The 24,531-nt window shown below is 62.8% G+C and carries 25 protein-coding genes; 15 read left to right on the top strand and 10 right to left on the bottom strand.

What is annotated here, in order from left to right:
• Positions 1-127: 127 nt before the first annotated feature.
• Complete coding sequence (locus tag GQB00_RS02645; RefSeq protein ID WP_111496238.1) at positions 128-1,015, bottom strand: LysR family transcriptional regulator; 888 nt, start codon at positions 1,013-1,015, stop codon at positions 128-130.
• A 94-nt stretch (positions 1,016-1,109) separates the two neighbouring features.
• Here GQB00_RS02645 and GQB00_RS02640 point away from each other — a divergent pair, with 94 nt between their 5' ends.
• The 3 genes from GQB00_RS02640 (at position 1,110) to GQB00_RS02630 (ending at position 3,832) form a co-directional block, all read left to right on the top strand.
• Complete coding sequence (locus GQB00_RS02640; RefSeq protein ID WP_111496239.1) at positions 1,110-1,610, top strand: lactoylglutathione lyase family protein; 501 nt, start codon at positions 1,110-1,112, stop codon at positions 1,608-1,610.
• 60 nt (positions 1,611-1,670) lie between these two features.
• Positions 1,671-2,669 carry a zinc-binding dehydrogenase gene (locus GQB00_RS02635; protein ID WP_207950588.1) on the top strand — a complete coding sequence of 333 codons (999 nt, stop codon included), beginning with the start codon at positions 1,671-1,673 and terminating at the stop codon, positions 2,667-2,669.
• Positions 2,670-2,731: 62 nt separating this feature from the next.
• Entirely contained in the window at positions 2,732-3,832 is a 1,101-nt protein-coding gene (locus GQB00_RS02630) for an alkene reductase (RefSeq protein WP_165855125.1), read from the top strand.
• Positions 3,833-4,007: 175 nt separating this feature from the next.
• On the opposite strand, the gene GQB00_RS02625 is transcribed toward GQB00_RS02630, so the two are convergent.
• Positions 4,008-4,997: a zinc ABC transporter substrate-binding protein gene (locus tag GQB00_RS02625; protein ID WP_228276651.1), complete on the bottom strand. Its 990-nt coding sequence runs from the start codon at positions 4,995-4,997 to the stop codon at positions 4,008-4,010.
• Between the two features lie 78 nt (positions 4,998-5,075).
• Between GQB00_RS02625 and GQB00_RS02620 the strand changes: the two genes are divergently transcribed.
• The 5 genes from GQB00_RS02620 (at position 5,076) to GQB00_RS02600 (ending at position 9,185) form a co-directional block, all read left to right on the top strand.
• The gene (locus GQB00_RS02620) at positions 5,076-5,549 is read left to right on the top strand and encodes a Fur family transcriptional regulator (RefSeq protein ID WP_207950587.1); all 474 of its coding nucleotides are present in this window, start codon (positions 5,076-5,078) and stop codon (positions 5,547-5,549) included.
• Positions 5,546-6,316: a metal ABC transporter ATP-binding protein gene (locus GQB00_RS02615; RefSeq protein WP_165855123.1), complete on the top strand. Its 771-nt coding sequence runs from the start codon at positions 5,546-5,548 to the stop codon at positions 6,314-6,316. The genes GQB00_RS02620 and GQB00_RS02615 overlap by 4 nt, the downstream gene beginning before the upstream one ends.
• Positions 6,306-7,127, top strand: coding sequence for a metal ABC transporter permease (locus GQB00_RS02610; protein ID WP_165855122.1), 822 nt, complete (start codon positions 6,306-6,308; stop codon positions 7,125-7,127). Before GQB00_RS02615 ends, GQB00_RS02610 begins: the two co-directional genes overlap by 11 nt.
• Positions 7,128-7,171: 44 nt before the next feature.
• A complete protein-coding gene (locus GQB00_RS02605; protein ID WP_111496851.1) occupies positions 7,172-7,732 on the top strand; it encodes a carbonate dehydratase in 561 nt (186 codons plus the stop codon).
• 64 nt (positions 7,733-7,796) lie between these two features.
• On the top strand, positions 7,797-9,185 hold the full coding sequence (locus tag GQB00_RS02600) for a dihydroorotase (RefSeq protein WP_165855121.1): 1,389 nt from the start codon (positions 7,797-7,799) through the stop codon (positions 9,183-9,185).
• Positions 9,186-9,259: 74 nt separating this feature from the next.
• Here GQB00_RS02600 and GQB00_RS02595 read toward each other — a convergent pair whose 3' ends face one another.
• From GQB00_RS02595 to GQB00_RS02565, 7 genes are all read right to left on the bottom strand, one after another.
• Positions 9,260-9,682, bottom strand: coding sequence for a TraR/DksA C4-type zinc finger protein (locus GQB00_RS02595; protein ID WP_165855120.1), 423 nt, complete (start codon positions 9,680-9,682; stop codon positions 9,260-9,262).
• 5 nt (positions 9,683-9,687) lie between these two features.
• Entirely contained in the window at positions 9,688-9,918 is a 231-nt protein-coding gene (locus GQB00_RS02590; RefSeq protein ID WP_165855119.1) for a hypothetical protein, read from the bottom strand.
• A gap of 80 nt (positions 9,919-9,998) precedes the next feature.
• Positions 9,999-10,418, bottom strand: coding sequence for a phosphoribosyl-AMP cyclohydrolase (gene hisI, locus GQB00_RS02585; RefSeq protein ID WP_165855118.1), 420 nt, complete (start codon positions 10,416-10,418; stop codon positions 9,999-10,001).
• Entirely contained in the window at positions 10,415-11,314 is a 900-nt protein-coding gene (gene folE2 / locus GQB00_RS02580; RefSeq protein WP_165855117.1) for a GTP cyclohydrolase FolE2, read from the bottom strand. Before folE2 ends, hisI begins: the two co-directional genes overlap by 4 nt.
• Before the next feature lie 224 nt (positions 11,315-11,538).
• The gene (locus GQB00_RS02575) at positions 11,539-12,303 is read right to left on the bottom strand and encodes a pyrroline-5-carboxylate reductase family protein (protein WP_165855116.1); all 765 of its coding nucleotides are present in this window, start codon (positions 12,301-12,303) and stop codon (positions 11,539-11,541) included.
• A gap of 80 nt (positions 12,304-12,383) precedes the next feature.
• Positions 12,384-13,214, bottom strand: coding sequence for an amino acid ABC transporter substrate-binding protein (locus GQB00_RS02570; RefSeq protein ID WP_165855115.1), 831 nt, complete (start codon positions 13,212-13,214; stop codon positions 12,384-12,386).
• 55 nt (positions 13,215-13,269) lie between these two features.
• Positions 13,270-14,235 carry a LysR family transcriptional regulator gene (locus GQB00_RS02565; RefSeq protein WP_165855114.1) on the bottom strand — a complete coding sequence of 322 codons (966 nt, stop codon included), beginning with the start codon at positions 14,233-14,235 and terminating at the stop codon, positions 13,270-13,272.
• A gap of 270 nt (positions 14,236-14,505) precedes the next feature.
• Here GQB00_RS02565 and GQB00_RS02560 point away from each other — a divergent pair, with 270 nt between their 5' ends.
• The 4 genes from GQB00_RS02560 (at position 14,506) to GQB00_RS02545 (ending at position 18,953) form a co-directional block, all read left to right on the top strand.
• Positions 14,506-16,011 carry a flavin-containing monooxygenase gene (locus GQB00_RS02560; protein ID WP_165855113.1) on the top strand — a complete coding sequence of 502 codons (1,506 nt, stop codon included), beginning with the start codon at positions 14,506-14,508 and terminating at the stop codon, positions 16,009-16,011.
• On the top strand, positions 16,008-17,699 hold the full coding sequence (locus GQB00_RS02555; RefSeq protein WP_165855112.1) for a GMC oxidoreductase: 1,692 nt from the start codon (positions 16,008-16,010) through the stop codon (positions 17,697-17,699). Before GQB00_RS02560 ends, GQB00_RS02555 begins: the two co-directional genes overlap by 4 nt.
• A 128-nt stretch (positions 17,700-17,827) precedes the next feature.
• Positions 17,828-18,004 (top strand): hypothetical protein, encoded by a 177-nt coding sequence (locus GQB00_RS02550; RefSeq protein WP_162628818.1) that lies wholly within the window; start codon positions 17,828-17,830, stop codon positions 18,002-18,004.
• A gap of 181 nt (positions 18,005-18,185) precedes the next feature.
• Positions 18,186-18,953 carry a tyrosine-type recombinase/integrase gene (locus GQB00_RS02545; protein WP_165855111.1) on the top strand — a complete coding sequence of 256 codons (768 nt, stop codon included), beginning with the start codon at positions 18,186-18,188 and terminating at the stop codon, positions 18,951-18,953.
• On the opposite strand, the gene GQB00_RS02540 is transcribed toward GQB00_RS02545, so the two are convergent.
• The gene (locus GQB00_RS02540) at positions 18,950-19,885 is read right to left on the bottom strand and encodes a LysR family transcriptional regulator (protein ID WP_111496262.1); all 936 of its coding nucleotides are present in this window, start codon (positions 19,883-19,885) and stop codon (positions 18,950-18,952) included. The two genes, GQB00_RS02545 and GQB00_RS02540, sit on opposite strands and share 4 nt — an antisense overlap.
• A gap of 116 nt (positions 19,886-20,001) precedes the next feature.
• Between GQB00_RS02540 and GQB00_RS02535 the strand changes: the two genes are divergently transcribed.
• The 3 genes from GQB00_RS02535 to GQB00_RS02525 all read left to right on the top strand — a co-directional run bounded on the left by GQB00_RS02535 (position 20,002) and on the right by GQB00_RS02525 (position 24,410).
• Positions 20,002-21,465, top strand: a complete 1,464-nt coding sequence (locus tag GQB00_RS02535) for an NAD-dependent succinate-semialdehyde dehydrogenase (protein WP_416234142.1) — start codon at positions 20,002-20,004, stop codon at positions 21,463-21,465.
• Positions 21,466-21,486: 21 nt separating this feature from the next.
• Complete coding sequence (gabT, locus tag GQB00_RS02530) at positions 21,487-22,770, top strand: 4-aminobutyrate--2-oxoglutarate transaminase (RefSeq protein ID WP_323127275.1); 1,284 nt, start codon at positions 21,487-21,489, stop codon at positions 22,768-22,770.
• A gap of 359 nt (positions 22,771-23,129) precedes the next feature.
• Complete coding sequence (locus GQB00_RS02525; RefSeq protein ID WP_165855109.1) at positions 23,130-24,410, top strand: NAD(P)/FAD-dependent oxidoreductase; 1,281 nt, start codon at positions 23,130-23,132, stop codon at positions 24,408-24,410.
• Positions 24,411-24,531: the final 121 nt, after the last annotated feature.

The raw sequence follows: 24,531 nt of genomic DNA, 5'->3' as shown, positions 1-24,531 counted from the left end.
GGCTTAATCAACCCGACAGCTGGGGAGTATTCTGGCCAGGCGCCTGATATCAGTCCAAATGCATTGCTTGATATAGCCCATCATCTTGCCTGATATCTGGGGGCCCATAACCCGCTCAGGACGCCAGTCACGCCGGTGGCGAACTCTCCGCCAGGCGCTGTTTGAGGTATTCGGACGCATATCGCGCTCGCGCCGACAGCGGCCACTCCGCACGGGAAATCAGCCAGAGGGAATCCACCACATCCCGTTCAAAGGTCACCACCTCAATCGCGTCGTTCCTCGCAAAAGCCTGTCGCGCGTATCGGGGAAGGATTGTGAAACCGATTCCCCGCGCGACCGGCTCCAGGATCAGCCCAACCTGGTTGATAAAGCCCCGCACCGGGATATTGCGAATGCCGGGCTCGCCGGGGAAACAGCGGCTCAACAGGCGCGTTGCCATCGCGCGTCCGTCCGGATGATCGATGAACCCCAGCTGCACCAGATCGGACCATTCCCGGATGGCTTTGCCGGCCGGCACCACCAGTTCCAGTGGTTCCTCGGCAAAATGGCAGGAAGCCAGATGCGGATCGTCGGGTTTCACGGTGACCAACCCCATTTCAAAGCGGTTTTCGAGCACGGCTTCCAGCACTTCCGAGTCCGGCGCAAAACGATGACGAATCACCAGACCCGGGTGCTCCTGCTGCAGGTCGAGCAACAGAGGATAGAGGGACAACCCACTGCTGCCCGGCGTAACCAGGCTTACTTCGCCATGGGTTTTGTCGCCTTCGGACAACCGCAGCTGAAGGCGCTTGTCGGCCCGCTCCAGTTCTTCGCAGTAAGCCAGCAGCGCGTGTCCCGCCGGGGTCAGGTCCATTTGCCGCGCCTGCCGGATCAACAGAGGCCCCAACCGATCCTCCAGATGCCGGATATGCTGACTGACAGCCGCCTGGGTCAGGCCCAACTGATCCGCGGTGCGGGTGAAGTTACCCAGCTCCGCCAGTACCGCGAACGAACGCAACCATTGTGGACTTAGCATAAGAAACTGTTATCAACTATATAAGTGGTCGTCTGTTTATATTATACATCGCGAAACCTACTCTGGTCAGACACGTTCCAGAGGAGTTTTAACGATGAGTACGACCTATCCGCGCAGCTTTTCCCATATCGGCCTGTCGGTCACGGATCTCGAAGCCGCCGTCAAGTTCTATACCGAGGTTCTGGGCTGGTACCTGATCATGCCGCCGACCACCATCGAGGAAGATGACAGCGCCATTGGCGTGATGTGCACGGATGTCTTCGGTGCCGGTTGGAGCTCGTTCCGCATCGCGCACCTGTCCACCGGCGATCGCATCGGCGTGGAGATCTTCGAGTTCAACAACGCCGAGAAGCCGGAGAACAATTTCGAGTACTGGAAAACCGGCGTCTTCCATTTCTGCGTTCAGGACCCCGACGTGGAAGGCCTGGCGGAAAAAATCGTTGCCGCCGGCGGCAAGCAGCGCATGCCGGTGCGCGAGTACTTCCCGGGCGAGAAGCCGTATCGCATGGTCTACATGGAAGACCCGTTCGGCAACATCCTGGAAATCTACAGCCACAGCTATGAACTGACCTATTCGGCGGGCGCCTACGAGTAAATCAAGAATGCCGGGTCGACACCGGGCCCGGCGACAGCCGATCTAACCACCGAGGTTCGCATGTCTCAAATCAATGACATTCCCGACCATTACCCGGCCTGGACATGGCAGATGCAGGATGAGCCAAAGGACCTGGCGTTGAAGAACACGGTCACCGTACCGCTGGCAAAGGGCGACGTCCTGGTCCGCAACGCCGTGATCGGTCTCAACCCGGTAGACTGGAAAGTGCTCACCGGCGCCCTGGTGAACTGGGAGGCGGGCAAAGTGCCCGGGGTCGACGGCGCAGGCACGGTGGTTGCCGTGGGCGACGGCGTCTCCGGGAACTGGGTCGGGCGCCGCGTGGCGTACCACCAGAGCCTTGCCCTACCCGGCAGCTTCGCCGCCTATACGCCGGTGCCGGCCCGCGCGCTGATGCCGATACCCGACGCCCTCGACTTTCACACGGCAGCGAGCTTTCCATGCCCGGGGCTGACAGCCTGGCAGGCGCTTGGCAAGATCCCCGCCTCTTCCGGTGCACGGATCCTGATCAGTGGCGCCGGCGGTGCCGTGGGCCACTTTCTGGTCCAGTTGGCGGTTGCGCGCGGCTTCGATGTCTCGGTCCTGTGCAATGCCCGTCACTGGGAGCGCTTGCGTTCACTCGGCGCGAGCAACGCACGGCACGGTCCGCTTGCCGACGACAACGAGCTGCCAGAAGCGCTCCAGGGTCGCTTCCACGCCGTGATCGACGCGGTCAACAGCCAACACGCGGAGCGGCTCGTCCCGGCTCTCCAGGCAAACGGACATCTCGTCTGTATCGAAGGAAGACTGGAGAACTGGCCCAACCCGCCCTTTGGCCAAGCCCTGTCCCTGCATGAAGTCGCCCTGGGCGCCCTTCACAACCATGGCAATGACGAGGCATGGCACCAGTTGACCCAAGCCGGCGAAGAGCTGCTCCAGGCGATGGCCGACAAGCAACTGCAGCCGGAAACCCGCCACATCCGTCCGTTCAGTGAACTGCCAGCCTGGCTCGATGCCCTCAAGCATCGGCAGTTCAGTGGCAAGGCATTGGTTGAGCTGTGAACGATTCAGTGCGCAACACGCCAGCCGTTTTACCCAATCCCCACTTTGATGGAGCAACATCGATGGCAACTCTTTTCGATACCTACGACCTGTCCGGTCTCCTGCTGAAAAACCGCGTTGTGATGGCGCCCATGACGCGCGCCCGGGCGCCGGGTTACGTTCCCAATGCGGAGATGGTGCGTTACTACGGCCAGCGGGCCAGTGCCGGTCTGATCGTGACCGAAGGCACGCCCATTTCCCGCGAGGGCAACGGTTTTGTGGATTGCCCGGGCATCTGGAGCGATGAGCAGATAGCGGGCTGGGCCACAGTCACCGATCGCGTCCATGATCTGGGCGGCTCGATCTTCACGCAGATCTGGCACGTGGGCCGGATGTCACACGTGTCGCTGCAGGAAGGCGGCAAAGCGCCGGTCAGCGCCACCACACAGCAGGCGGAGCATTCCGCCGCCTTCGGCTACAACGCCAATGGCCAGGCCGACTTCGTCACCGCCAGCAAGCCCCACGCTTTGTCGACCACCGAAGCCGAGCGCGTGATCGATGACTTTGCCCGGGCCGCGGCCAATGCCGCCGAGGCGGGATTCGATGGCGTGGAGGTTCACGGCGCCAACGGCTACCTCGTCGAACAGTTCATCAACGGCGCCGTTAATGACCGTACCGACCGCTTCGGCGGCGACAGCGTCGAGAACCGGGCCCGCTTCGCTCTCGAAGTGGTTGATGCCTGCATTGCCGAGCTGGGCGCCTCGCGCGTTGGCATTCGCCTGTCGCCGTTCGGTCGTCTGCACGATCTGGGGGATTTTGACGGGGAGGAGGAAACGTTCCTCTACCTGGCTCGTGAACTGGGCAAGCGCAACATTGCCTACGTCCACATCATGGACCAGGCCAGCCGTGGAGCACCGGCCATGCCGGAGGGCTTCCTCGCCAAATTCCGCGAGGCTTATAACGGTACGCTGATTCTGGCGGGTGGACTGGATAAGGCCAAAGCCGGCGAGTTGATCGACGCCGGCCTGATTGACCTGGCCGCTTTCGGCGCGCCCTTTGTATCCAATCCGGATCTGGTGGAGCGCTTCCGTCACGACTGGCCTGTCGCCGAGCCGGACAAAAGCCTCTTCTACGGCGGCGATGCACGGGGGTATACCGACTACAAGCCGTATACCGCGGCCTGAGGCCGAGCGCGGCGACCCCGACCTGTCGGGTCGCCGCGTTCCAACGATGCATCATCCCTTCGTGAGTCAATGAATCCCTGATCCGCTGGCCCGTGTTTTCACGGGCACCACAGACGCCTTTTGGTTCCCGCGGATCAAGGCCACTCTTGGCCTTGGGTCTGGCTTTCGCCCGGCATCAGGCCCCACCTCCAAAGCACGACCGCAGACTCCCGGCAATCGATGTCAGCAGCTCTGGATAGAGGTCGGCGCCGGCCGTGAGATCGGATCCCAACGGATCGATGACGGCTGAGGTCTTCACGCCGGTATCTCCAAACACGCTGCGGACAATGCCCGGATTGTACTGGGGTTCGGTGAATACGCAGCTGACCTTCAAGTCGGACACCAGGCCCCGTATCTCGTCGATCCGGGCAGGACTGGGTTTCGAGGCGTCACCGATTGAGATGGCGCCGGCCGCGGCGATGCCAAATCGCTTCTCGAAGTACTGATAGGCATCGTGGAAGACGATGAACTGCTGGGCGCCCAACTCATCGATGGTCGCCTGAACGTCGGCCATCACCGCGTCGATTTTTTTCTTGCCGGCCTCGGCGTTGCGTGCGTAGACCGCCGCATGCTCGGGATCCTCCTGGGAGAGCGCCCCGGCGATGGCATCCAGCCACACCCTGCCGTTCACCGGGTCCAGCCAGGCGTGGGGGTCCAGCCCGTCGTGATGATGGTGATGTTCCTCGCCCTGGTGTTCATCGTCATGCTGCTCGTCGTCATGGTGTTCCTCTCCCTCGTGTTCGCCATGATGCTCGTGGGATTCGAACGTGGCACCTTTGCGAAAGGCGTAGGTCGTCGTGCCCGGCACCTCGAGCAACTCAACGACATCGGCATCACCAGAGAGGTTTTCCAGCGATCCCTCGAGCCACGGGGTCAATGGCTCACCCACCCAGAACACCACATCCGCCTGTTGCAGCGATTCGGCTTCCGAAGGACTGAGTGAATAGGTGTGAGGCGAAGCGCCGGACTGGACCAGCAGCTCGGGCGAGCCCACGCCCGTCATGACCTGGGAGACCAGTGACTGAATCGGCGCGATATCCGCGACGACTTTAGGCACGGCGGCGCTGGCGCCGACCGGGATAAGCAGACTGCTGACGGCACACGTAAACAAACGGCTAAGTTTCAAGGTTCCAATCTCCTGACACAGTAATGTTGACGTTTAAGTGTTATGTTATAACATACTTAAAAATTCGGAATGAGGCGAGTGACGGTGTTGACCTGTGATCAATCGACGGTCCGGACTGACGCACTGAAGCGTGCGGAGAACGTCTGCGCCCATGAGAAAGCGCATTTCACGACCATTCGTCGGCGCACCCTGGAAACCCTGCTGCATTCACCGTTTGCACTGAGTGCCTATGGCGTCCAGGCGCAGATGAAACAAGACGGCGTCAACCTAAAGGCACCGACGATCTATCGGGCCCTGCACTTCCTGACAGCCATGGGGTTCGCGCACCGGATCGAGAGTCTGAATGCCTTTATAGCCTGCACATGCGGGGACCATCCGGGGCACCTTCCCGGTTTTTCCATTTGCCGGCAGTGCGGCCTGGTCACCGAAATGGCGCTTTCCGAATCCCTGCATCGGTCGTTGGAACTTTCCGGTCACGGCTTTCACGTTGAACGGACGGTTTTCGAGATCATCGGACTGTGTGAAACCTGCCTCCAGTCGGAGAAAGAATGAGCTTGATCAGTATGGACGGGCTGTCGATCCGGTTTGCCGGAAACACGCTCCTGCACGACGTGAACCTGGCGGTCGATCACCGCGAAATTGTCGCGATTCTCGGGCCGAACGGTTCCGGAAAAACGACCCTGCTGCGTACCTTGATCGGTGCCATGTCGCCATCGTCGGGAACGATCTGGCGGCAGCCGGGTATCCGGCTCGGCTATGTACCGCAGCGCCTGTACATCGACGATACCCTGCCGATGACCGTGAACCGCTTCCTTTGCCTCCCCAAACGTCATTCCGCCGGAAAAGTCGCCAACGCGCTGGCAACCGCCGGACTTGAGGCCCACGGCAAGCAGCAGTTGGCCACATTGTCCGGCGGGCAGTTCCAGCGGGCGCTTCTGGCCCGCGCGCTATTGGACGAGCCGGATCTGCTGTTGCTGGACGAAGCCACCCGGGGCCTTGATTTTGCCGGCGCCAAAGCGTTCTACCAGCAGATCGACCGGGTGCGTGATGCCTTCAACTGCGGGGTCTTGCTGATCAGCCACGAGCTGAACAGCGTCATGCAGGTCGCCGACCGGGTTATTTGCCTGAAAGATACGATTCGCTGCGAAGGTTCGCCGGAACAGGTGGCCGGCTCCGAGGCATACCGCACCCTGTTCGGGATCGATCAACAGGCCGGGCCCGAACACCTGGCGGGGGGCGATGGGCCGGGCAGCCGCGCTCCGGTCTACCACCTCCACCCGGTCGCAAACGCGGACAAGGGGCGTCAGGATGCTCGATGATTTCATGGTCCGGGCGACGCTCGCCGGCCTCGGCGTGGCCATTGCCGCCGCCCCGCTGGGTTGTTTCGTGGTGTGGCGGCGCATGGCGTATTTCGGCGATGCTACGGCCCACGCCGCGGTGCTCGGGGTGGCCCTGTCACTGGCGCTGTCCACGCCGATCTTCGGCGGTGTGCTGGTTGTTGCGCTGATCATGGCGCTGCTGGTGTCGTTCCTGAGCGACCGCGGCTACGCGATGGATACCCTGTTGGGCGTCATGGCCCATTCCGCCCTGGCCTTCGGGCTGGTGGCCGTCTCCTTCCTGCAGGGGATCCGCATCGACCTGATGGCCTACCTGTTTGGCGATATCCTGGCGGTCGGGCCTGAGGATCTGGCGGTGATCTGGGGCGGCGCGGCGCTGGTGATCTTTCTGCTGGTCATTCGCTGGTCGGCGCTGCTGACGACGACGCTGAATCCCGATATGGCTTACGCCAGCAACCTGTCCCCCAAACGCGAGCAGCTCATTCTGACGCTATCGCTGGCCATTGTGGTGGCCGTTGCGATCAAGGTGGTGGGCGTCCTGCTGATTGCTTCCATGTTGCTGCTGCCGGCCGCCTCGGCCCGGCCTCTGAGCCGAACGCCGGAATCCATGGCCCTGCTGGCGGTGGTCTTCGGGTGCGTGGCGTCGGTCTCCGGACTGCGCGCGTCCTATGCGATGGACACACCGACCGGGCCCACCATTGTCTGCGTCGCGGCCCTGCTCTTCGCCGCCACAGGCTGCATCCGCCTCTGTCTGCGCCAATACCGATCACCGGGGCAGCGCCGTCACCCCTGACGCCATAAGCGGTGCTCCACAACACGTCAGCCTACGAGGCCAAAATGATTCGCAAAAACCCCAGCGGCGATCTGCCGCAAGTGCATCCCCAGTCCTTCATCGACCCGACGGCCATCCTCTGCGGCAAGGTGATCGTCGAAGAAAACGTCTTCATTGGTCCCTACGCCGTCATTCGGGCTGATGAAGTGGATGCCGACGGCCGCATCGAGCCGATCGTCATCGGTGCCCATTCCAACATCCAGGATGGCGTGGTCATCCACTCGAAGTCCGGCGCCGCCGTGACGATCGGGCAAAACACCTCCGTCGCTCACCGGGCCATCGTTCACGGCCCCTGCATCGTGGGAAGTTCCACCTTCATCGGCTTCAACAGCGTTCTGTTCAACTGCTCCATTGGCGATGGCTGCGTCGTCCGGCATAACGCGGTTGTCGACGGATGCGACCTGCCGGCCCGCTTCTACGTGCCGTCCACCGCCCGGATCGGCCCCGAGACCGATCTTGCCGCCATGCCGTCCGTCTCTGCGGACGCCAGCGAGTTTTCCGAGGACGTAGCGCGCACCAATAACGAGCTGGTCAACGGCTACAAGGCCATCCAGAACGAATTCTAACCTCGCCGGGCGGGCTCCGGCCTGCCCGCAGCTCCCAACTCTGCCGTCAAACAGGAACAACCCTATGTCACTGGCCACCGACTTTTCCCACCGTATGACCCGACACCACGCCGACCTCCTGGTTCGTGGCGGCACGGTCCATACGCCCAACGGCGCTGAGCGAATCGATATTGCCTGCCTGGACGGGCGCATCGTTGCCCTGGGTGATCTCAGCCCTCAATGGCAGGCCGGGGAGACCATCGACGCCACAGGACTCGACGTGCTGCCGGGGGTGGTCGACAGTCAGGTCCACTTTCGAGAACCCGGCATGACGCACAAGGAAACCCTCGATGCCGGAACACGAGGCGCCGTACTGGGTGGTGTTACAACCGTGTTCGAGATGCCCAACACGCAGCCGCTGACATTGAGCGCCGCCGATCTGCAGGACAAGCTGGACCGGGCAGACGGTCGCGCCTGGTGCGACTACGCCTTCTACATGGGCGGCTCAGCCGTCAACGCGGACCAGTTGGACAGCCTGGAAAATCGGCCCGGCTGCGCTGGGATCAAGGTTTTTATGGGCAGCTCCTTCGGCGACCTGCTCGCCGACGAGGATGCAACGCTGCGACGCATCCTGAGTCACGGGCGCCGGCGCGTCGCCATCCACGCCGAGGATGAAGCCCGCCTCCGGGATCGCTACGAGCGGGTCCGCGCCAGCGGCGATGTCCGTGAGCATCCGGTCTGGCGCGATGCCGAAAGCGCCCTGAACGCCACGCGCCGGATCGTACGACTGGCGGAAGAGACCGGGCGCCGCCTGCATATTCTGCACGTGTCGACGGGCCAGGAAATGGCCTTCCTGGCGCAACACAAGAACCGCGTGAGCGTGGAGGTCACACCACACCACCTGTCGCTCAGCGCGCCCGATTGCTATGAGCGGCTCGGCAGCCTGGCGCAGATGAATCCGCCGGTGCGCGATAAGACTCACCAGCACGCCTTGTGGGAGGCTGTCCGAACAGGGGTCGTCGACGTCATCGGCAGCGATCACGCGCCGCACACCCTGGAGGAAAAGGCCAAGCCCTACCCGACCTCTCCCAGCGGCATGGCCGGCGTGCAAACGCTTTTGCCGATCATGCTCGATCACGTCAATGCCGGGCGCCTGAGTCTGGCGCGGCTGGTGGACCTGACCAGCGCCGGGCCCGCGAGGCTGTTCGGTATGGAACGCAAAGGCCGGATCGCCGTGGGTTACGACGCGGACCTGAGCATTGTCGATATGGAGGCCCGTCGCACCATCAGCAACGACTGGATCGCCAGCGTCTGCGGCTGGACGCCTTACGACGGGGTCTGTGTGCGGGGCTGGCCGATGCACACGATCATTCGCGGGCGCACCGTGGTGAGAGATGGCGGGCTATGCAACGCAACGCCCTGCGGCGAACCGGTTCGCTTCCTGGAAGCCGACGCCCAAACACATCAGGCGTAAGGCGTTATCCGGCCGGAAAGCGGCCCCGGCCGCCTGGTGGTCGCTCGCAACCAGACGGGGCACCGGGCCTTTCGTCAATGTCGAAACAGGGTCTCACGCCGCTCGTTCAGCGCCTTGACCTCGGCGCAAAGCTCGGCCGTCGGGCGTGTCAGCAGGCGGGGAATACCGATGGGCTCTCCGGACTCCAGGCAATACCCGAAATCGCCGGTGTGGATGCGTCGCAACGCGGCATCAATCTTGGGCAACAGTTTTCTTTCCCGGTCCATGATCCGCAAAGCCAGGCGGGACTCTTCCTCATAGGCGGCCCGATCCGCGTCATCGTTGTTTTCCGGCGGATTGGCCAGCGTCTGTCGGGCGGTTTCGACACCGTCCATCGTGTCCTGCCGCAAGCGTTCCAGTAACGCCTTGAAATAGGCCAACTGGTCGGCATTCATGTAGTCCGACTCGGGCGCGGCTTTGAGGTCTTCTTCGGTGAGCATGGGCTTGTCCTGTTGCATGTCGGTTAGTCGCCTTCCATCCCATCCAGCTCGGACAAGGCCCGCTCAAACCAGGCGATGGATTGCTGCCTCTGGGCCTCTCCCCACCGCTCGACGAAGCGGCCGGTCATATGATCGCTGGAATCGTGCAGCGCCTTGAGACGCTGCCGGCAGAAATCCCGGGTCAACGCGATACCACAGTCGATCGTGATGCAATGCTTCCATTCCTGATAGGTCCGCGGGATAACGTCCTGCATGATGGTTTCCTGTCTGTTGCATCCTGTGTTGCGGCTTGCCCATGGCCGCGGGCTATGGAGTCACTGAACCTGAGAAGGGATCAGTCCTGATGTGGAGAGGGAGGCATGGTCGGGTGCACGGACAGCTTCTGATCGAAGCCGACAACCCGGTTGTAAAAACAACTCTCCCGAAGCGTGTGACAGGCCGGGCCCAACGTATCGACCCGCAACAGGATGGCATCAGCATCGCAGTCGAGACGGGCCTCCACGAGGCGCTGCCGATTGCCGGAACTCTCCCCTTTGCGCCACAGACGCTCGCGCGATCGAGACCAGTAGCACACCCAGCCGGTTTCCAGGGTTTCCACCAGCGCTGCACGATCCATCCACGCCAGCATGAGGACGGCCCCGGTGTCATGATCCTGGGCGATCGCCGTGATCAATCCCTGTCCGTTCCAGTTCAAGGACGCCAGGTTCACCTGAGTCGCATCAGCCCCCTGCTCCAGCGTTGTCCAGATACTCATGGGCGCCAGTTCCATTCGCTGCGGGCTACGGCATCGTGGGCATGCAGGCTTTCAAGGTGAGTCACCCGCTGGCGGAAGCCTTGCACCACCGGAATCCGGCGAAGACGTGCATCGATCCTCCTTGCGGCGTCTTCACAGAACATCAGGTTCTGGCCATTGGCGATGGCGAAAGCCTGCTCGTCGATCCGCTTGACCGCGGTTTGCAGGGGCGTGCCGAGTTCTTCTTCAACCGCATCAACAATCTCCTGGACGGGTAAGGTCCCTGGATCGTTGGCAAGGTGCAGCGACATCTCGGCAAGACTGCGCTGGCTGTGCGGCGTGGCCCTGATCCCCTGTGTGCTGCCCAGCCATTCCAGGACGGCCTGCCGGCCGGGTGATGCATCGTCGGGAAAATCCCGCTCAAACTGCCCCTGGATGGCCTGCCGTGCCAGGGCCGCGGAACACGGGCAGGTCGAGGAGTAACCGATGGACAGATCCAGCCTGAGATCCAGGCGAGCGTCACGTAGCGAGGCACTGACCTTGAACGGATACCCCTTCCAGCCCGACAGAGGGCTCAACAGGGCTGGCCGACGCAGCAAAAGCTCCCCCGAGAAAGACAGGAACGCGCTCGACGACAGGCCAACCTGGCTCTCCAGGAAGGCCCTCAGCACGGACTCGATGGCCGATCCATCGAGCTCGGCCTCGGCCAGCGCTTCCAGCGCCAGGTACAGGCGCGACATGTGGATGCCCTTCGCGGTCGGATCGTCGAGACTGACGCCGGCATCCACCTTCACGTCGACCGGCCGACCTGCCAACCGGGCCGGAAGATCGATTTTTTCCATCCCGACCCATTCCAGCCTTCCAGCATTGGCAATGGACTCGGTGGCAACATCGACAAGGTTTCGGTCTGCGGGCATGGCAGCTCCTCAGCTCTGGGTGGACGGCATGTTCTTGCAACCGCCAATCTCGGCGGCCGGCTCGATGGGACGGTATGCGACCGAACCTTAAAGCTATGTTATAACATAACGTTAAAGAGATATAAAATCATCCAGACTGTCTTAATGATTGGCTGACGCCATCTTCCCCGGCAACCGAGGCACCGGTCAGGGGTGCCTGCGCCTGCACAGACCTCCCGGGCTCTTTAACTATCCAATGAATCCTTGATGAGCTGGCAGGCGTCTTCCCAGGCGCCAAAGGCATCCCTGGCTTCCAGCGCGTCAAGCCCGTCCCGGGTATAGGTGCCGGGCGTGGCGATCGAGTCGGAGATACCCCGCAATGATCGCTCGGGAAAGCCGGCGGCCAGCCCGGTCGCGCCGCGTATGGAGTGAACCACCAGTTCCCGCGCCTGCTCCGGACTCAGCCCCTGCCCGGCAAACCACTCGCTCAACCGGTCGAGAAAGGCGTAGGTCCAGCCGTTGACGCATGCCGCCATCGAGGCCAGTTCAAACGCCCGTTCCGCATCGAATGCAATCAGGCGCCCCAGCGGACTGAGCAGCTCACGCGCCGTCGCTTCGTCGGGGAACAGCGGAACGACGCCTTCCCCGACTTCGGCGCAGGCCAGAGGCAGGGTGCGCACGACACGGGCCGGGCCGACACGCTGGCGAATAGCGTCCAAAGAGACGCCAGCGACGCAGGAAATCAGCAGGTGATCGTCGCGTAACGTCAGCGTATCGAGCAGCGCGTCCAGGTGCTGCGGGCGCACGGCCAGCAGGATCACGCGGCATTCGTCGGCCACCGCCTGGTTATCCGGGGCGATCTCACAACCGTGTGTCTGGCGCAGGGCTTCGCTGGTCTCCCGGTTGCGTGGGGAAAGCCGGATGGTCCGGTTGTCGCCTGCCTTGCGCAATCCGGCCACCACGTAACTCGCCAGGTGCCCCACTCCCAGAATGCCGAGTGCCTCTGTCATCGTTTCTCCTCTCGCTGCGTAACCATTGTGGAAAAAGAGTCTACGCGGCGGGACCGCGGCCGGCCAGGCGGGCGAAGCGATCAGGACGCAGGCAGACCCAAGCGGCCCAGGGTCTCCAGCTCGATACGGCAACGGTCAAAAGCGCGTTGATGGTCTTCCCGTTTGAACACCATTTTGTAGCGCGTCGGCTCGAACAGAGGGTTAACCGCCAGATCGCTGAGTGCCGGCCGGAGCCGGTCGTCCTGCGCAATCAGTTGCCGGTTGATGGCGGCCACAATGGTCGGGTCCGCGACAATCACATCCACGCGGCCACGTGCCAGCATTCTGGAATGCAGTCGCTGGTCGGTGACTTCCAGCACACTCTCGAAAGGCAACGAGCCCAGTCTCAGCAGCTCGTGCCCGCCCTTGAAGGTCACGGCTCTCATACCAGCCAGATCCTGCGGCGTTTCGATGGGACCCAGGCGCTTGGGGGAATAGATCACCGCGTTCTGGTAGGCAATGTAGGGCAAGGAGCCAAATCCACCGATCTGTGCGTCGAACGGCACCGTCATGACCGCGTCAATGGCATCGGACTGGGTGAAAGTCAGCAGGTGGCGCCCGAACGGCTGAACCCGAAAGCGGGTACTGAAACCGCAATGCGCGAGGATCTGGACCACACGGTCACTGTCGCGGGCGGGTCCAAGCGGATTGACTTCGCCGGGCAGGTCCGGGGCGGCGACGACGAGCGCGCGCGGCTCGGCGGGCGTCGCGGCGACCGGAGCGTTCGTCCCAATGCCCAGCACCATGGCCAGAGCAGAGACGAACGCCCTCGTGGTCCGGCCCGTCGAGAGAAAACGACGCAGCCGGCCAAACAGTTCTTGAATGCACATATTGTTAAGGATGATCGAAACCGGTCGCGCTTGCCACTGCATTGTGGGCGGCCGTTCAGCCACAGACTCGCGCGATCTCTCAGGCCGATGTAATCGCTCAGGCCGACAGGAGCGGCGCGCCGGAATCGGTACGCGGGAACCACCCTGATTCGGAGGGCGGAGCGCCCAGGCGCTCGGCGAGAATGCCTTCCACCTGGTTGCGAATCCAGGTGATGGCCGGGTCCCGGTCGTGGCGTGCGTGCCAGATCAGGTAGATCGCGGTGGGATTAACCTCAAACGGCAGGTCGGTCTGCCAGAGTCCGTCGTCGAATCCGGGTTTGTAGCTGATCAGTGACGGCACCGCCGCGATCAGGTTGGACTCGCGCAGCATCTGCGGCACCACCGAAAAATGATTGACGGTCACCGCGATGCGCCGGGCCAGACCCTGCTGGTCCAGGTAATCGTCGACGAACCCATGGGCATCGCCGGACAGGGACACCAGCAGATGGCGCGCCTCCAGGAAATCGTCGAGCGTGACCGCCCCGCCCGCCAGCGGATGGTTCTCCCCCATCGCCAGCCGATAGCCGCCCTGATACAGGAACTGGCTGCGCAGGCTGTGGTCGTGCTGGGTCAGTACGCCAATTGCCAGATCGGTATGGGCTTCACGCAGCGAGGTTTGCGCACCTTCCGGCGTGTAGGGCACAGCCAGCAGGTCGATTCCCGGCGCTTCCCGTTCCAGCCGTTCGACCAATGGCCGCCACAGGATCTCGATCATCACGTCGGTGGCCGCAATCCGGAACTGGCGCCTTGCGGTTGCCGGCTCAAAGCGCGTTTCACCGACGGCGTTGGCCAGGTCGTGCATGGGCCGGTTGACCTGACTCCACAGGCTGTACGCATAGGACGTGGGTTCGATATTGCGCCCCTTGCGCACGAAAAGTGGGTCGTTCCAGATCTGGCGCATCCGCGACATGGCGTTGGACACCGCCGGCTGGGTCATGGACAGCCGTTCCGCCGCCCGGGTGACGGACCGTTCCGCCATGATGGCGTCGAAAATATACAGTAACTGCAATTCGTGGTTTTTCATCATCGCACGCAACGGTTGGATTGCCCGGAAATGCACAAGCCGCGCATCGGGCGTAGAAGAGTGAACGCGGTATGGAACCTCTACCGCGTTGCCATTATGCCGCTATCCCACGGCAACCCGTTTGCTTGTTCCTTCCGTTGTTTTGCCTAATCCCCTTCATGACGTCGCAGCGGATCGCACAACCCCACCGATGTCGACTGTCCCCTCCGGCCATCGCCGGGACTGTCTGGACAACCTAAGCTACATCCATGACTGATTGCTTATGGAGTCATGATGGCGCACAAGGACTCGACACTGAACATTGTCATTATTGGATCCGGTTTTGGCGGGCTGGGCATGGCCATGCAGCTCAAACGGGCGGGATTCGTGCATTTCACGATCCTTGAGAAAGCCGACAGCCTGGGCGGCACCTGGCGCGACAACACCTATCCCGGCGCGGCCTGCGATGTCCAGTCCCACCTGTACTCCTACTCGTTCGAGCCCAAGAGCGACTGGAGTCGAAAGTTCGGGCTGCAGCCGGAGATCCGGTCTTACCTGGAGCAATGCGCGGACAAATACCGCCTGCACGAGCACATCCGCTTCAACACGGAAGTCACCGCCGCCCGTTTTGACCGGGCGTCGGCGCAATGGCGTATCGAGACCCGAGACGGCCAGGAACATCGCGCCCACGTGCTCATCCCGGCCTGCGGCCAGCTCAATCAACCGGCCATGCCGGACATCGACGGCCTCGATCGGTTTCAGGGGCCCTTATTCCATTCCGCCCGTTGGGACCACGACGTGGACCTGGCCGGCAAGCGCGTTGCCGTCATCGGCACCGGTGCCAGCGCCATCCAGTTCGTGCCGCAGATCGTGCCCGAGGTGGCGTCACTCAAGCTGTTCCAGCGTTCCGGGGCCTGGGTGATTCCCAAGCCGGATCGGCCCTTCACCGGGTTCGAGCAGTGGCTTTTTGAGGCTATGCCCCTAGCCGACCGGCTGTACCGGGCGTTTATCTATTGGCGGATCGAGACCCGGGCCCTGGCGTTTACCCGCTTTGGCTTCCTGCTCAACGGGCTGAAATGGCAGACCCGACGCCTGGCCCGCAGGCATGTGCGCGATCCCGATAAGCGCGCGAAGCTGATTCCGGACTACCCGGTGGGCTGTAAGCGCATTCTCATCTCCAACGACTGGTTCCCGGCCGTGGATGACGACCGCGTCGACCTGGTGACGGATCCGATCGAATCCGTCGACGACAACGCCGTCATCACACAAGGCGGCCTGAGGCACCCGGTGGACGCCATCATCCTTGGCACGGGCTTCCGGGCGACGGATTTCCTGACGCCGATGGCCATTACCGGTCTCGAAGGCCGCGATCTCAACGCCGTCTGGAAGGACGGCGCCGAAGCCTACAAGGGCATCAGCGTGGCGGGCTTCCCCAACCTCTTCCTGCTCTACGGGCCCAACACCAACCTGGCACACAGCTCCATCGTGTTCATGCTGGAATCCCAGATTCGCTATGTCATCAAGTGCCTGCGCCTGCTGCGTGATCCAGCCTTGCGATACATGGACGTCAAGGCCGATCGCCAGCACGACTACAACACTCGACTGCAGGAGACACTCAGTCACACCGTCTGGGAAGCCGGCTGTCATTCCTGGTACAAGACCGCTTCCGGCAGGAACACCAACAACTGGCCCGGTTTCACCTTCAGCTTCCGGCTGATGACCAGCAAACTGGATCTGTCGGATTACGACCTGTACTCCGCCTATCCGGCCGACGAAAAACAAGGAAAACCGGCGTGACAGAGACCACTTACGACTACGACTTTATCGTCATCGGTTCCGGGTTCGGCGGCAGCGTCAGCGCCTTGCGGCTGAGCGAAAAAGGTTACCGCGTGCTCGTAATCGAACAGGGCCGCCGCTGGACGCCGGACAACCTGCCCCGCACCAACTGGCGCTTCTGGGATTACCTGTGGCGCCCGGCGCTTGGCCTTAGGGGCTTTCTCAGCCTGCGCCTGTTCCGGCATGTGATGATCCTCCACGGCAACGCGGTCGGCGGCGGCTCGATCACCTACGCCCAGACACTGCTGGTGCCGCCGGATTCCGTCTGGCGCGACGGCAACTGGGCCGGGCTGGACGACTGGGAAACCGTCATGCCCGAGCACTACGCCACCGCCAAACGCATGCTCGGCGTCACGCGCAACCAGCGCCCCGCAGCGGCCGATGACCGGCTGCAGGCTATGGCGCGCGCCGGCGGCGTCGAAGACAGTTTTTACTACACCGATGTGGGCGTTTTCTTCGGCAACGAGAACGACCCACCCGGCACCGAATACACGGATCCCTACTTCGGCGGCGACGGGCCGACGCGCCATTCCTGCATCGGCTGCGGCGGTTGCATGGTGGGGTGCCGCTACAACGCCAAGAACACGCTGGACAAGAACTACCTCTACCTGGCGGAGAAACGGGGCGCGGAAGTGCGCGCCGAGACCCGGGTGGTAGACGTGCGTCCGCTGGGCCAGGCGGACGGCGCCGACGGTTACGAAGTCATCACGGTGCCGACGTTTGCCCGGGGCGGAAAACCGCGTCAGCGCATTACCACCCGGCAGGTGATTTTCGCCGCCTCATCCCTGGGCACCCAGAGTCTGCTGTTCGACCTCAGGGATCGCGGTTCCCTGCCGCGCGTTTCCGACGACCTCGGCAAACGGGTTCGCACCAACTCCGAGTCCATCCTGGGCGTGCGCTACCCGGGCTGCGAGGAAGACCTATCGAAAGGGATTGCCATCGGCTCGGGGATTCACATCGACCGCTACACCCACATCGAAGCGGTCCGCTACCCGGACGGTTCCAACCTGCTGAGCAGCCTGCTGACGGTCCTCACGGGCGGCCGTCCTGGCCCGACGCGCATCGGCCACTGGCTCGGCGCCCTCGGCAAGCTGATCGCCAAACGCCCGGTGGCCGGGCTTCGCAGCCTGCTGCCCTGGCGTTTTTCACGGGAAACGGTGATTTTCCTGGTGATGCAGACCATCGAAGGCCACATCAACATGCGCTGGACGCGCCCCTGGTACTGGCCCTTCTCGAAAACCCTGACCAGTCACGGCGACCGGATCCCCAGCTTTATTCCCGAGGCCAACGCTTTCACCGAGAAAGCGGCGCAGGCGACCGGTGGCATCGGGCTCAGCTCGTTTTCCGAGATCACCTTTAACGTGCCCATGACGGCACACTGCATGGGCGGTTGCGCCATGTCGGACAGCCCAGCCACGGGGGTCATCGACGCGCAGAACCGGGTCTTCCATTACCAGGGGCTCTACGTGGTGGACGGCTCCATGCTGTCGGCCAACCTCGGCGTCAATCCCAGTCTGACGATTACGGCGCTCGCCGAACGGGCCATGAGCTTTATCCCGCCCAAATCGTCAGCCGTCGCTGCGGCCATCGTCGACATCACAGAAGAGCCGGCGCCCGACACTCTGGGTGACAACGAGCCCGCGGAATAGAACGTGCCTTCGCCCTGAGCGGCCGATCATTGCCAATGACTATCACACACATCGTAGGATCCGTCTTTCCACACCGCTCCGAGGCCTTAGAATGGCGCCGTCAATCGATTAAACAGCTGGAGACCACGGTGGAACGCAAGATCCTCGTTCACATCAACGACCGCAACGAAGTGCATTTTCTCGCCGGCGCCGCCCAGGCCCGCGCGCTGCTGGACATCGGTGGCACGCCCTATGTCTACAACGACGCGGGAGAGCGCTTCCAGATCGAAATGCGCGGCGGCAAGGTCAGCCTCATCGGCGTCTGAGCGTGGGTGCACCGCACCCACTTCCCCAACCCCGCTGCCGATAATCGCCTGCCGATCCACTAACCGCCCGCTTACCGTAGGGCCTACAATAAATCGCTTAAAAACATCAACCTACGGAGATATTTTTAGATCGTGTGTTAACATGGTCGGTTGACGCCTTCATCACACGTCCGAGGTCACTATGCCCAAATCCGGCCAGGCACGGGTTTTAACACCGGAACAACAGCGCCACCTGTTCCAGGTGATTCGCGAACACCGCCACCCGGAGAAGAACGAGGCGATCATGCAGATCAGCTTCAAGCTGGGGCTTCGCGCGCAGGAAATCGCCCTGCTGCAGGTAAAGGAAATTGCCAAGTTCAACAGCACGGGCACCGATTTCGAGCTGTTGAGTGTGATGAGCCTGCCCGCGTCCTACACCAAGGGCGCGGGCGCCACGAGTCGTCAGCGCTATCAGCGTCGCACCATCAGCTTCGAGGTGGAGACGTTCGACCGGATCGTCCGGCAGATCGAAGCCCTGGCCCGCGCGGGAGTCGACATCCATCCGGAGGACTTCCACCCACCGGCCCGGCATCACAAGGGAAAATCCAGGGACCTGCCGCTGGTGGACGATGCATTGCGGGCGGCGTTAACCGACTACCTGCGCCTGCGCATTGAAAAGGCCGGCTCCCTGAAACCGTCGTCGCCGCTGTTCATCACCCAGAAAGGCGGCCCGTATTCCCCCAACACCCTCCAGGAACACATGGCGATGATGCTGCGACGCTGGGCTGGCGTGGAAAAGGCCAGCTCCCACAGTGGCCGTCGTTCGCTGATCACCCATGTAATCCATCGCCAGAAAAAATCGGTGAAAGTGGCCCAGAAGATTGCCGGCCACGTGAACCCGTCCACCACGCTGATCTACGAGGAGCCGCCCGAAGACGTGCTGGAAGACGCCCTGCGGGATATGGACTAGACACCCGAACGCGTCGTCTCTTCGGCCAGGATGTCCAGGAACAGATCCCGCGCCCGATTGGCCCGGCCGTGGCTGCGGGTAATGGCCGTGATCTCCAGTGCATACTGCTTGCTGTCAGGCACCAGCGCGCGCAGGTCACCCGAGACCACCTGGGACTCAACGTAGCTGTCCGGCATGAAGCCGATGTAGGCGCCGGACAGGATCATGGCCAAACGCGCCTCGTAGAAGTAGGAAATCGCCGCCTTGTTCATGTCGGCCAGTTGGGCGCCGACTTCGGGGCTGGTGTGAATGCCGGCGTGAACCACTTTGCTGGCCAGCACCCGGTCCAGGAGCTGCGGCGACGCCCCGGCGTCAAACAACGGATGCGCGCGGCTGCAGTAGAGGTGGCACTGATCCACGTAGAGGGTGCGGTAGTCCAGGCCGGACAGTTGTCGATGGCAGGGAATGAAGCCGATATCCGCCTCATCGTTGAGCACCATCCGCTCGATGTCGTTGAGGGCTTTGACGTCCAGCAACACGTTCACTTCCGGCGCCGCCTCCGCGAATCGGGCGATGGCGTCCGGCAGCCGCGAATGGGGGTCCATGCAGATGGCGTCGCTGGCGATAATCCTCAACTCACCCGTAAGACTGACGTGTAAGGCATTGACGCCGGAACGAAAACTCTCCAGGGCCGAAAACAGCGTTTTCATCAGCTCGTAGACTTCAATGCCTTCCTCGGTCAGCGAGAAGCCGCCACGTCCGCGCCGGCACAGCTTCAGGTCCAGCCGCTCCTCCAGGTTGGCGATGTGGATGCTGATGGTGGATCGGCCGATGCTCAGCTCGCTCTCCGCCGCCGCAAACCCGCCGCACTCAACGACCGCCTCGAACACCTTGAGCAGCCGGATCTCGTAATCGCCCACCTGCCCCAGCTTGATCTTCAGGTCTTTCTTCATGCGCCCCGCGCCATTGTTTGATAAGTATCAATCTATAAATGGAAACAACGTTATTTATCACACATCGGGACCAACCTACCATCGATACAAATCCACAACCCCGGATGGATAACGCCATGACGCTGAAAATCGATCATCCAGAGCTGTTCCGCCAGCAGGCTTTCATCAACGGCCAATGGGTCGATGCGGCCAAGGGCCACACCTTCCCCGTGTTCAACCCGAGCAACGGCGACAAGGTTGCCGACGTGCCGGACCTGGGCGGTGCGGAGACCGCCGCGGCCATCGACGCCGCCGATGCGGCGCTCAAACCCTGGCAGGCGCTGACCGCCAAACAGCGCGCCAATCTATTGCGCCGTTGGTTCGATCTGATCATCGCACACCAGGACGACCTGGCCCGCATCATGACCACCGAGCAGGGCAAGCCGTTTGCCGAGGCCAAGGGGGAAGTTGTCTACGGCGCCTCCTTTGTGGAGTGGTTCGCCGAGGAAGCCAAGCGTCTCTACGGTGACGTGATCCCGGCCCACGGCCCGGACAAGCGACTGCTGACCCTGAAGCAACCGATCGGTGTGGTCGCGGCGATCACGCCCTGGAACTTTCCCATCGCCATGATCACCCGCAAGGTGGCGCCGGCCCTGGCGGCGGGCTGTACTGTGGTGATCAAGCCCGGCGAAGACACCCCGCTGAGTGCCCTGGCCCTGGCGCAACTGGCCCAGGAAGCCGGCATCCCGGAAGGCGTGATCAATGTACTCCCCACCCTGCAAGCGCCGGAAGTTGGCCGCGTGCTGTGTGAAGACGGCCGGGTGCGCAAGCTGTCGTTCACCGGCTCCACCCCGGTGGGCAAGCTGCTGATGCGCCAGTGCGCCGACACGGTCAAGAAGGTGTCCTTCGAGTTGGGCGGCAACGCACCGTTCATTGTGTTCGACGACGCCGATATCGACGCCGCCGTGTCCGGCCTCATCGCCTCCAAGTTCCGTAACGCCGGCCAGACCTGCGTGTGCACGAACCGCATTCTGGTGCAGGACGGCGTCCACGACGCGTTTGTCGAGAAGCTCAACGCCGCGGTACGCGACCTGAAGGTCGGCGACGGCTTTGGCGACGGCGTCACCATCGGCCCGCTGATCAACGACAAGGCCGTCAGCAAGGTGCGCCATCTGGTGGACGACGCCGTCTCCGCCGGCGCGCAGATCGCCCAGCAGGACGCCGCCACGCCCGACTACCCGAACTTCTACCCGCCCACCGTCGTTACCGGCGTGACCGCGGACATGGAGATCGCCCGGGAGGAAATCTTCGGCCCGGTGGCCACTGTGTTCCGCTTCACCGAGGAATCCGAGGCGGTGGCACTGGCCAACGACACCCCGTTCGGCCTCGCCGCCTACTTCTACAGCCGTGACATCGGCCGCGTGTGGCGTGTCGCCGAGGCGCTGGAGTACGGCATGGTCGGCATCAACGAGGGTCTGATCTCCACTGAGCTGGCGCCGTTTGGCGGCGTGAAGGAGTCCGGCATTGGCCGCGAAGGCTCCCGCTACGGGATCGACGACTTTGTTGAAATCAAATACCTGTGCATGGGCGGCATTCGCTAGGCCGGCCACATCCTGAGGAGAATTGATATGTCCAACGCATCCCTGCATCAGCGCCGCGCCGACGCCATGGCCCAGGGCCAGGGCGCGCTGCATCCGGTCTACGTCGACAAGGCCCGCAACGCGGAAATCTGGGACGTGGAAGGCAACCGCTTTATCGATTTCGGCAGCGGGATCGCCGTCAACAACACCGGCCACAACCACCCCAAAGTCCAGGCGGCCGTCCAGGCCCAGGTTGAGCGGTTCAGCCACACCTGTCTGATGGTAACGCCGTACGAATCCGCCGTGGAACTGGCCGAGAAGCTGAACGCCATCGCGCCCGGCGACACGCCCAAGAAGAGCATCTTCGTCACCACCGGTGCCGAAGCGGTGGAGAACTGCGTCAAGATCGCCCGCTCCTACACCGGGCGTCCGGGCGTGATCGCCTTCAAGGGCGGCTTCCACGGCCGCACCAACATGACCATGGGCCTGACCGGTAAAGTCAAACCCTACAAGGCCGGCTTCGGGCCGTTCCCGGGTGAGATCTACCACGCACCCTACCCGAACGCCTACCACGGCGTGTCCATCGAGGAATCCCTGGCGGCGCTGGATGACCTGTTCACCTGCGACATCGAGCCGAGCCGCGTCGCGGCGATCATCATCGAGCCGGTCCAGGGCGAAGGCGGTTTCTACCCGGCACCGTCGGAATTCCTGCAGGCCCTGCGCGCCAAGTGCGACGAGCACGGCATCCTGCTGATCGCCGACGAGATCCAGACCGGTTTCGCCCGCACCGGCCGCCTGTTTGCCACGGAATACTCCGGCGTTGAGCCGGACCTGATGACCATGGCCAAAGGCATTGCCGGCGGCTTCCCGATTTCCGCGGTGGTCGGCAAGGCCGAGATCATGGACCAGCCGGGACCGGGCGGTCTGGGTGGCACTTACGGCGGTTCGCCGATCGGCTGTGCCGCGGCCCTGGCCGTGCTGGACGTGATCGAGGAAGAGCAGCTGTGCGACCGGGCGCGCCAGATCGGCGAGCGCATGATGGGCCGCCTGCGCGACCTGCAGGGCCGCTATCCGCAGCGCATCGGCGACATTCGGAACCTGGGCGCCATGATCGCCATGGAGCTGGTGGTGGACGGCGACGTCAACCAGCCGGACGCGGAGCTGACCAAGGCGCTGGTGGGCGAAGCCCAGAAGCACGGCCTGATCCTGCTGTCCTGCGGTATTCGCGGCAACGTCATCCGCTTCCTGCCGGCGTTGACCATCACCGACGACCTGGTCGACGAAGGCATGGACATCCTGGCAAAGGCGTTCGACGCCCTGAGCTGATCCCGGGCCGCCGGCGTTTCTTGCGTCGGCGGCTTACCGAGCGCGGCTAACGGTTCCGCGCATTGCCTTTTTTCTGCACTCCACTTTTCTGCACTCCACTTTTCTGCTCTCCTTTTTCTGCGCTCCCGCTTTCCTTTCCGAATTCCCCGATTCCGCACCAGGCCGGTGCACCCAATGCAAACCCTGCTCCAGGGCGGCTCACAGCGCCGATACTTGCGCTCCAAAAATATACCCAGGGGGGTATATCACGGGTTTGTCACTGTCTCGTAACGTTGTAGTCAACTTAAAAAGCGAGCGAATCGACTCGCCACAGGTTCAGCCAGCAAGTCATCCAGCAACGATTTTTCGGGAGCCAAACCGTGCCGAGCACTCACATCAATTCCTACTACGCGGCGTCGGCGAACGACACCAACGTCCGCCCGACCCTGCAAGGGCATGTCAAAACCGACGTCTGCATCATCGGCGCCGGGTTTACCGGCATGTCCACCGCCCTTCACCTGGCCGAGCAGGGCTACAAGGTCGTGGTTCTGGAAGGAAGCCGCATCGGTTTCGGCGCGTCCGGCCGTAACGGCGGGCAGATCGTCAACAGCTACAGCCGCGACATCGATTTCATCGAGAACCACTACGGCAAGGAAGTCGGCGCCCAGATGGGCCAGATGGCCTTCGAGGGCGGCCGCATCCTGCGTCGCTTCGTGGATCAGTACAACATCCAGTGCGATCTGAAGGAAGGCGGTATCTTCGCGGCCTGCAACAGCCGGCAGTTCGATGACCTGGTGGATCGCAAAAAGCTCTGGGAAGCCCACGGCCACACCCAACTGGAGCTGCTGGACGGCAACCAGATCCGCCAGCACGTCGGCACCGAGCGTTACGCCGGCGGCCTGATCGACCATTCCGGCGGTCACTTCCACCCGCTCAACCTGGTGCTGGGCGAAGCCGCTGCCGTGGAATCCCTGGGTGGCGTGATCTACGAGAACTCCCCGGCACTGCGGGTGCGCGAAGGCGACAAGCCGGCGGTGCACACCGAGGAAGGCTGCGTGGAAGCGGATTACGTGCTGATCGCCGGCAACGCCTACCTCAACGGTCTGCTGCCGAAGCTGGAATCCAAGGCCATGCCCTGCGGCACCCAGATCATCGCTACCGAACCACTTTCCGAAGGCATCCAGAAGCGTCTGCTGCCGAAAGACAACTGCGTCGAGGACTGCAACTACCTGCTCGACTACTTCCGTCTGTCCGGCGACGGCCGTCTGATCTACGGCGGCGGCGTCACCTACGGCGCCCGCGAACCGGAGAAGGTGGAATCCCTGATCGTACCGAACATGCTCAAGACCTTCCCCGAGCTAAAGGGCACCCAGGTGGATTACGCCTGGACGGGCAACTTCCTGCTGACCCTGATGCGTCTGCCGCAGTTCGGGCGCATCGGCGGCAACGTGTATTACGCGCAAGGCTACAGCGGCCACGGCATCACCTGCACGCACCTGGCGGGCAAGGTGATCAGTGACGCGATCCGTGGTCAGGCGGAGCGTTTCGACATCTTCGCCAGCCTGCCCCAGCACAAATTCCCCGGCGGACGCGCCCTGCGCATCCCGCTCACGGCGATGGGGGCCTGGTACTACAACCTGCGCGACCAGCTCGGCATTTGATTCCTCCTGCTGAACAAATACAACCGCGTCGCAACCCGGCGAAAACGCGGAATCAATATGCCCAGAACTCCGCGGTGACGGCTCTCACCGCGGTTCCATAAAAAAGCAAGAGACGGGTAAG

It is taken from the genome of Marinobacter sp. JSM 1782161 (assembly GCF_011421605.1).
Lineage (GTDB): Bacteria > Pseudomonadota > Gammaproteobacteria > Pseudomonadales > Oleiphilaceae > Marinobacter_A > Marinobacter_A bohaiensis.
Note: the sequence above shows the minus strand (reverse complement) of the source record. Positions and strands in the feature narration are given on the sequence as shown.